We start from the raw sequence: 5,655 nt of genomic DNA, 5'->3' as shown, positions 1-5,655 counted from the left end.
TGGTCCCAGCACTGGAACCTCGATCCCAAACCGTTCATCTGGAAAGCCAGCGCCGACGACATCATCACGAAAGTCCAACGTGGCCGCGAGACCCTTCACCAGATCAAATCGCAGACGGAGCACTAGCGCACGTCGCGCGGCCGGAACTGGATGCTGACCCGCGGCCCCGCGGGCGCGGATGTCTTGGGAACCGCGTGTTCCCAAGTGCGTTGACATGATCCGCCCATCACCAGTAGATCGCCGTGGGCCAGCGGCAGTCGCAACGAACGGCCGCCGCCGCGTCGGCGCAACGCGAAGGTACGGGTGGCGCCCAGGCTGACGATCGCCACCATGGTGTCCTCCGAGTTGCTCCGGCCGATGGTGTCGCCATGCCAGGCGACGCTGTCGGAGCCGTCCCGGTAACAACACAGGCCGACGGTGGTGAACGGCTCTCCGAGCTCGCCGGCATAGATGTCGTTGAGCCGGCGGCGCAGCCGCGTCAGGTCTGGGTGCGGGGGCTCTTCGATGGTCAGGTCGTGAAAACTCACCAGCCGTGGCACGTCGACCACCCGGTCGTACATCTGGCGGCGTTCGGCACGCCACGGCACGGTCGACAGCAGCGCGTCGAGCAGGCCTTCCCCACCCGTGGTGGCGTTCGAGAGCCAGCCGGCGCGGATCTCGACGAAGGCGCCGTCACCGAGTTGCCTGCGCTCGTTGTGCTCGAACAGCGAGCCCTGTACCCCCTGTATTCGGGTCCCCACGGCCGCCAGTCTATCGCACATCCGTTCGATCAAACCGTGCATGACGCGACCGTCGCGATCGGCGCGGCTACGGTCGTAGGTGTGAGTGTTGCCGAGTGGGGCACCGATTCCGAGGTGGGAGCGCTACGGGTCGCCATCCTGCATCGCCCCGGCGCCGAGCTGCTGCGACTTAACCCTCGTAACAATGATCAGCTGCTGTTCGACGGGCTGCCGTGGGTTTCGCGCGCGCAGGAGGAGCACGACCAATTCGCCGAGCTGCTGCGTTCGCGCGGCGTGGAAGTGCTGTTGCTGTCCGAACTGCTGACCGAGGCGCTGGACAGTGGGGCCGCCCGAATGCACGGGGTGGCCGCCGCCGTCGATGCGCGCCGGCTCGGAGCGCCGCTGGCACAAGAGCTTTCGGCCTACCTGCGAGGCCTTGAGCCCGCCGCGCTGGCCCATGTGTTGATGGCCGGCATGACGTTCAACGAGCTCCCGTCGGACACCCGGACTGACGTGTCGTTGGTGCTTCGCATGCACCATGGCGCGGATTTCGTGATCGAGCCGTTGCCCAATCTGGTTTTCACTCGCGATTCCTCGATCTGGGTCGGGCCGCGGGTGGTGATCCCGTCGCTGGCGCTGCGGGCGCGGGTGCGCGAGACGTCGCTGACCGACCTGATCTACGCCCATCACCCGCGGTTCACCGGCGTGCGGAAGGCCTACGAATCGCGAACCGCCCCCGTCGAGGGTGGTGACGTGCTGTTGCTCGCGCCGGGTGTGGTCGCGATCGGGGTGGGTGAGCGAACCACTCCGGCCGGTGCGGAAGCGTTGGCGCGCAGCCTTTTTGACGATGACCTGGCGAACACGGTGCTCGCTATGCCGATCGCGCAGAGACGCGCGCAGATGCACCTGGACACCGTGTGCACGATGGTCGACACCGACACAGTGGTGATGTACGCGAACATCGTGGACACGCTCTCGGCGTTCACGATTCAGCGCACGCCCGACGGTGTCACCATCAGCGACGCGGCTCCGTTTCTTGAGGCGGCCGCCAACGCGATCGGGATCGACAAGCTGCGGGTGATCGACACCGGTTTGGACCCCGTGATCGCCGAACGCGAGCAGTGGGACGACGGCAACAACACGCTGGCGTTGGCGCCAGGTGTCGTCGTCGCCTATGAGCGCAACGTGCAGACCAACACTCGCCTGCAGGACGCGGGCATCGAAGTGCTGACCATCGCAGGCTCCGAGTTGGGTACCGGCCGTGGCGGGCCCCGCTGCATGTCCTGCCCCGCCGCGCGCGACCCTCTTTAGCGCAGACACCGCGAGCAGACGCAAAAGCACCCGACACGCCGCGTGCGGGTGCTTTTGCGTCTGCTCGGCCCTAGCGCCAGCTGGGCAGCCAGATCTCCATGTTCCAGGTCTGTTGTGCGATCGGCAGACCGGTGAGCACAGGAAACAGCCACGCGAAATTCGTCACCACCAGAGCGACGTAACAGGAGACGACGATTAGCCCCAGGGTGCGTCGTTCGGCGCTATAGGCGCTATGGGCAAGGGAGCCGCGACCGGGCCGGTAGAGGATGCCGCCGAGGATCAAGGCGATGGCCATCACCAGGAACGGGGCCATCGTCGCGGCGTAGAAGAAGTACATCTGCCGGTCGATGTCGGCGAACCACGGCAACCACCCGGCGCAATAACCGACCAGAACGGCCGCGTAGCGCCAGTCTCGCCGAACGGCCGTGCGCCACGTCGCGTAAAGCAAGACCGGCACCGCCAGCCACCACATGGCGGGCGTGCCCACCATCATCTCCGCCTTGACGCAGGACTGGCCGCCGCAACCGGGAAGGTTCTGCTGGTCGATGGCGTAGAGCACCGGCCGCAGCGACATCGGCCAGCTCCACGGTTTTGATTCCCAGGGATGGTAGTTGCCCGCGGAATTCGTCAGTCCGGCGTGGAACTGGAACGCCTTGGAGGTGTAGTACCACAGCGAGCGCACCGCATCGGGCAGTGGGAAATCCGAGTGCGGACCGATCGTCTGGCCCACTTCGTGCCGGTCGATTGCGGTCTCGGACGCGAACCACGGCGCATAGCCGGCCAGATAGACCGCGAACGGGATGAGCGCCAACGCATATCCGGTGGGGAACAGGTCGCGTCGCAAAACCCCCAGCCAGGGCCGGGTGACCTGGTACTGGCGGCGCGCGGCGACGTCGAACGCCAACGACATCGCACCGAAGAACACCACGAAGTACAGGCCGGACCACTTTGTCGCGCAGGCCAATCCGAGCAGGACCCCCGCCAGGAAGCGCCACCAGCGCACGCCGAGCCGCGGGCCCCAGTCGGTGTCGGTGGTGCGGCCCTCCAGCAGCGCGACGTACATCCGTTCGCGAACCTGATCGCGGTCGACGATGAGTGCGCCGAATGCCGCGACCACGAAGAAGGTGAGGAAGCCGTCCAGCAGCGCGGTCCGCGCGGCGACAAAGCTGACGCCGTCGCAGATGAGCAGCAACCCGGCGATGGCGCCGACCAGTGTCGAACGGCTGATGCGCCGCACAGTCCGCAGCACCAGCGCCACCACCACCACGCCGAGCAGCGCGCCCGTGAACCGCCAGCCCACCCCGTTGTAGCCGAAGATCGCCTCGCCGATGGCGATCAGTTGCTTGCCGACCGGGGGATGAACCACCAGGCCGAACCCGGGATTGTCTTCCACCCCGTGGTTGTGCAGCACCTGCCAGGCCTGGGGCGCGTAGTGCTTCTCGTCGAAGATGGGTGTGCCCGCATCGGTCGGTGAGCCGAGGTTCAAAAAGCGGGTCACCGCAGCGAGCAAGGTGATCACGCCGGTCACGATCCAGCCGCGCACGGTGTCCAGTGGTCCGAAATCGGCGACCGGAACTAGCGGTCCCGGGCTGGCCAACTTTGAACGGGGCAGCAGACGCTCCTGCACACCGACGGGGGATTCGCGGGGCGGGGCGGTCATCAGGTCGATCGTAGGCTGTCCGTCATGACCGAAGGTCGGCTGTTGCTCGGTGCGACGCCCTTGGGCCAGCCGTCGGATGCGTCGCCCCGGCTGATCACGGCGCTGGGGTCTGCGGATGTCGTGGCCGCCGAGGACACCCGACGCGTCCGAAACCTGGCCAAGGCGCTCGGCGTCGCGATCACCGGCCGGGTGGTCAGCATGTTCGATCAGGTCGAGGCCGCGCGGGTGCCTGCTCTGGTCGACGCGATCCAGGCCGGAGCGACGGTGCTGGTGGTCAGCGACGCCGGAATGCCGGTCGTCAGCGATCCCGGCTACCGCCTGGTTGTGGCCTGCGTCGATGCCGGCTTACGGGTGCAGTGCCTACCCGGGCCGTCCGCGGTGATCACGGCCCTGGCCGTTTCCGGGTTGCCGGCGGAGAAGTTCTGCTTCGAGGGTTTCGCGCCACGCAAGAGCTCGGCGCGCCGGACCTGGCTGGCCTCGCTGGCCGACGAACGCCGCACCTGTGTGTTCTTCGAGTCGCCGCGCCGGTTGCCGGCGTGCCTGCGCGACGCGGCCGAGCAACTCGGCGGCGCACGCTCCGCTGTGGTCTGCCGGGAACTGACCAAGGTGCACGAGGAAGTGGTGCGCGGATCGCTCGCCGAGCTGGCGACGTGGGCGGCCGACGGTGTGCTCGGCGAGATCACCGTCGTGCTGGCCGGCGCGACTCCAAGCGCCGACCCGATTTCGCTGGTGGCGCACGTGCAGGAGCTCGTCGCCGGCGGGGTGCGCGTCAAGGACGCCTGTAACCAGGTGGCCGCCGCGCATCCGGAGGTCCGTTCTAGCCAGCTCTACGACGCGGTGCTGCGGTCACGCCGCTGAGCGGGGTGGGCTGCGCGCTATATGCAGGGCCGGAAGAAGCCGATCGCCGGCCCGCACAGCACCGGGGGAGGCGGCAGTTGGGGCAGCGGCGGCAGCGGCGGCAGTTGGGGTGGCGGTAGGGTCTTGAGGCCTGCCACAAGCGCGGGGACACTCGGAAGCGCGGGGAGAGCCACCGCCGGGAGGGCCGCTGCCGAGAGAACGGAGAGAACGGGTAGGGCGGGGAGATTAGCCGCTAGCGCCTGGACACTCACCGCCGGCAGTTGCGCCGTACCGACGGTGGGTGCCAGCAGCGAGAACAGTTTGGCGGCTCCCGCGAGGTTGCTGCTTGTGCCGCTGCCGTTAAGCCGGTTCAAATACGCCAGGGTTACCAGCAAGTTGAGGCCGGACGTGCCTACGCCCGCGACGATGCCCGCCGCCCCAAGGACTCCGCTTGTGATCGGGCCGATCGTACTCGCGGCAACATCTGCGCCAACCACGCCGTTCACGAGCGCGTAGGCCTGGTTCAAGAGGCCGGGCAAATCGTAGCCTGATATGTCGGTCCCGGGCAGGCCCACGCCGGGCAGGCCAGGAATGCCCGGCACGCCAACGCCCGGTACGCCGACGCCCGGAACGGTGGTCTGGCCGGGGACTCCCGGCACGCCCAACCCGGGCACGGCGGCTGACGGCACACCTGGTCGGGGAGCCAATCCTGGCGCGATTACCTGGGCTGCCACCGGGTGCGGCGCAGGCAGGGCGTACGACGGCCCCGCCGCTTGCGCCGGAGCCGGTGGCGCCGGTACGGGCGCCGCCAGCGCCGGTCCCGTCGCCTGTCCCGCCGGTCCCGCCTGCGGCGCCAAGACCGAAGCCAGTCGCTCGCATGATCCGCCGGCGCCGTTGCCGCACGCCCCTGAGCCGCGCACCGGTGCGCCGGGCGTATCCAGTGGCGCAATCGCCAGCGTCGCACCCAACAAAGCGGCCCCGGCCGCGCCCAGGACAGCGACTCTCATTACAGATCCCCTGCCATCAACTCGCGATTTGACTGGGTCTTAAGCCAGCTACGCCCTGATATGTAGTTGGTTTTGTCAAGTGGGCAGGGGGAAGCGGGTGCCATGACCGTCGTCGTGGCAC

5 protein-coding genes are annotated in these 5,655 nt (G+C 68.1%); 2 read left to right on the top strand and 3 right to left on the bottom strand.

The features are described from left to right. Positions 1 to 122: 122 nt before the first annotated feature. Positions 123 to 740, bottom strand: a complete 618-nt coding sequence (locus ACLP9N_RS23245; protein ID WP_442409601.1) for an alpha-ketoglutarate-dependent dioxygenase AlkB — start codon at positions 738 to 740, stop codon at positions 123 to 125. A gap of 81 nt (positions 741 to 821) precedes the next feature. Here ACLP9N_RS23245 and arcA point away from each other — a divergent pair, with 81 nt between their 5' ends. Further along, positions 822 to 2,030: an arginine deiminase gene (gene arcA / locus ACLP9N_RS23240; protein ID WP_442409600.1), complete on the top strand. Its 1,209-nt coding sequence runs from the start codon at positions 822 to 824 to the stop codon at positions 2,028 to 2,030. Positions 2,031 to 2,100: 70 nt separating this feature from the next. Here arcA and ACLP9N_RS23235 read toward each other — a convergent pair whose 3' ends face one another. Beyond that, the gene (locus ACLP9N_RS23235; protein WP_442409599.1) at positions 2,101 to 3,690 is read right to left on the bottom strand and encodes a dolichyl-phosphate-mannose--protein mannosyltransferase; all 1,590 of its coding nucleotides are present in this window, start codon (positions 3,688 to 3,690) and stop codon (positions 2,101 to 2,103) included. Positions 3,691 to 3,714: 24 nt separating this feature from the next. Between ACLP9N_RS23235 and rsmI the strand changes: the two genes are divergently transcribed. Next, positions 3,715 to 4,548, top strand: coding sequence for a 16S rRNA (cytidine(1402)-2'-O)-methyltransferase (gene rsmI, locus ACLP9N_RS23230; protein WP_442409598.1), 834 nt, complete (start codon positions 3,715 to 3,717; stop codon positions 4,546 to 4,548). 17 nt (positions 4,549 to 4,565) lie between these two features. On the opposite strand, the gene ACLP9N_RS23225 is transcribed toward rsmI, so the two are convergent. After that, complete coding sequence (locus ACLP9N_RS23225) at positions 4,566 to 5,534, bottom strand: hypothetical protein (protein ID WP_442409597.1); 969 nt, start codon at positions 5,532 to 5,534, stop codon at positions 4,566 to 4,568. Positions 5,535 to 5,655: the final 121 nt, after the last annotated feature.

The organism is Mycobacterium sp. (assembly GCF_052144515.1).
GTDB lineage: Bacteria > Actinomycetota > Actinomycetes > Mycobacteriales > Mycobacteriaceae > Mycobacterium.
The sequence above is the reverse complement of the archived record's forward strand: the minus strand, read 5'-3'. Positions and strand labels throughout refer to the sequence as shown.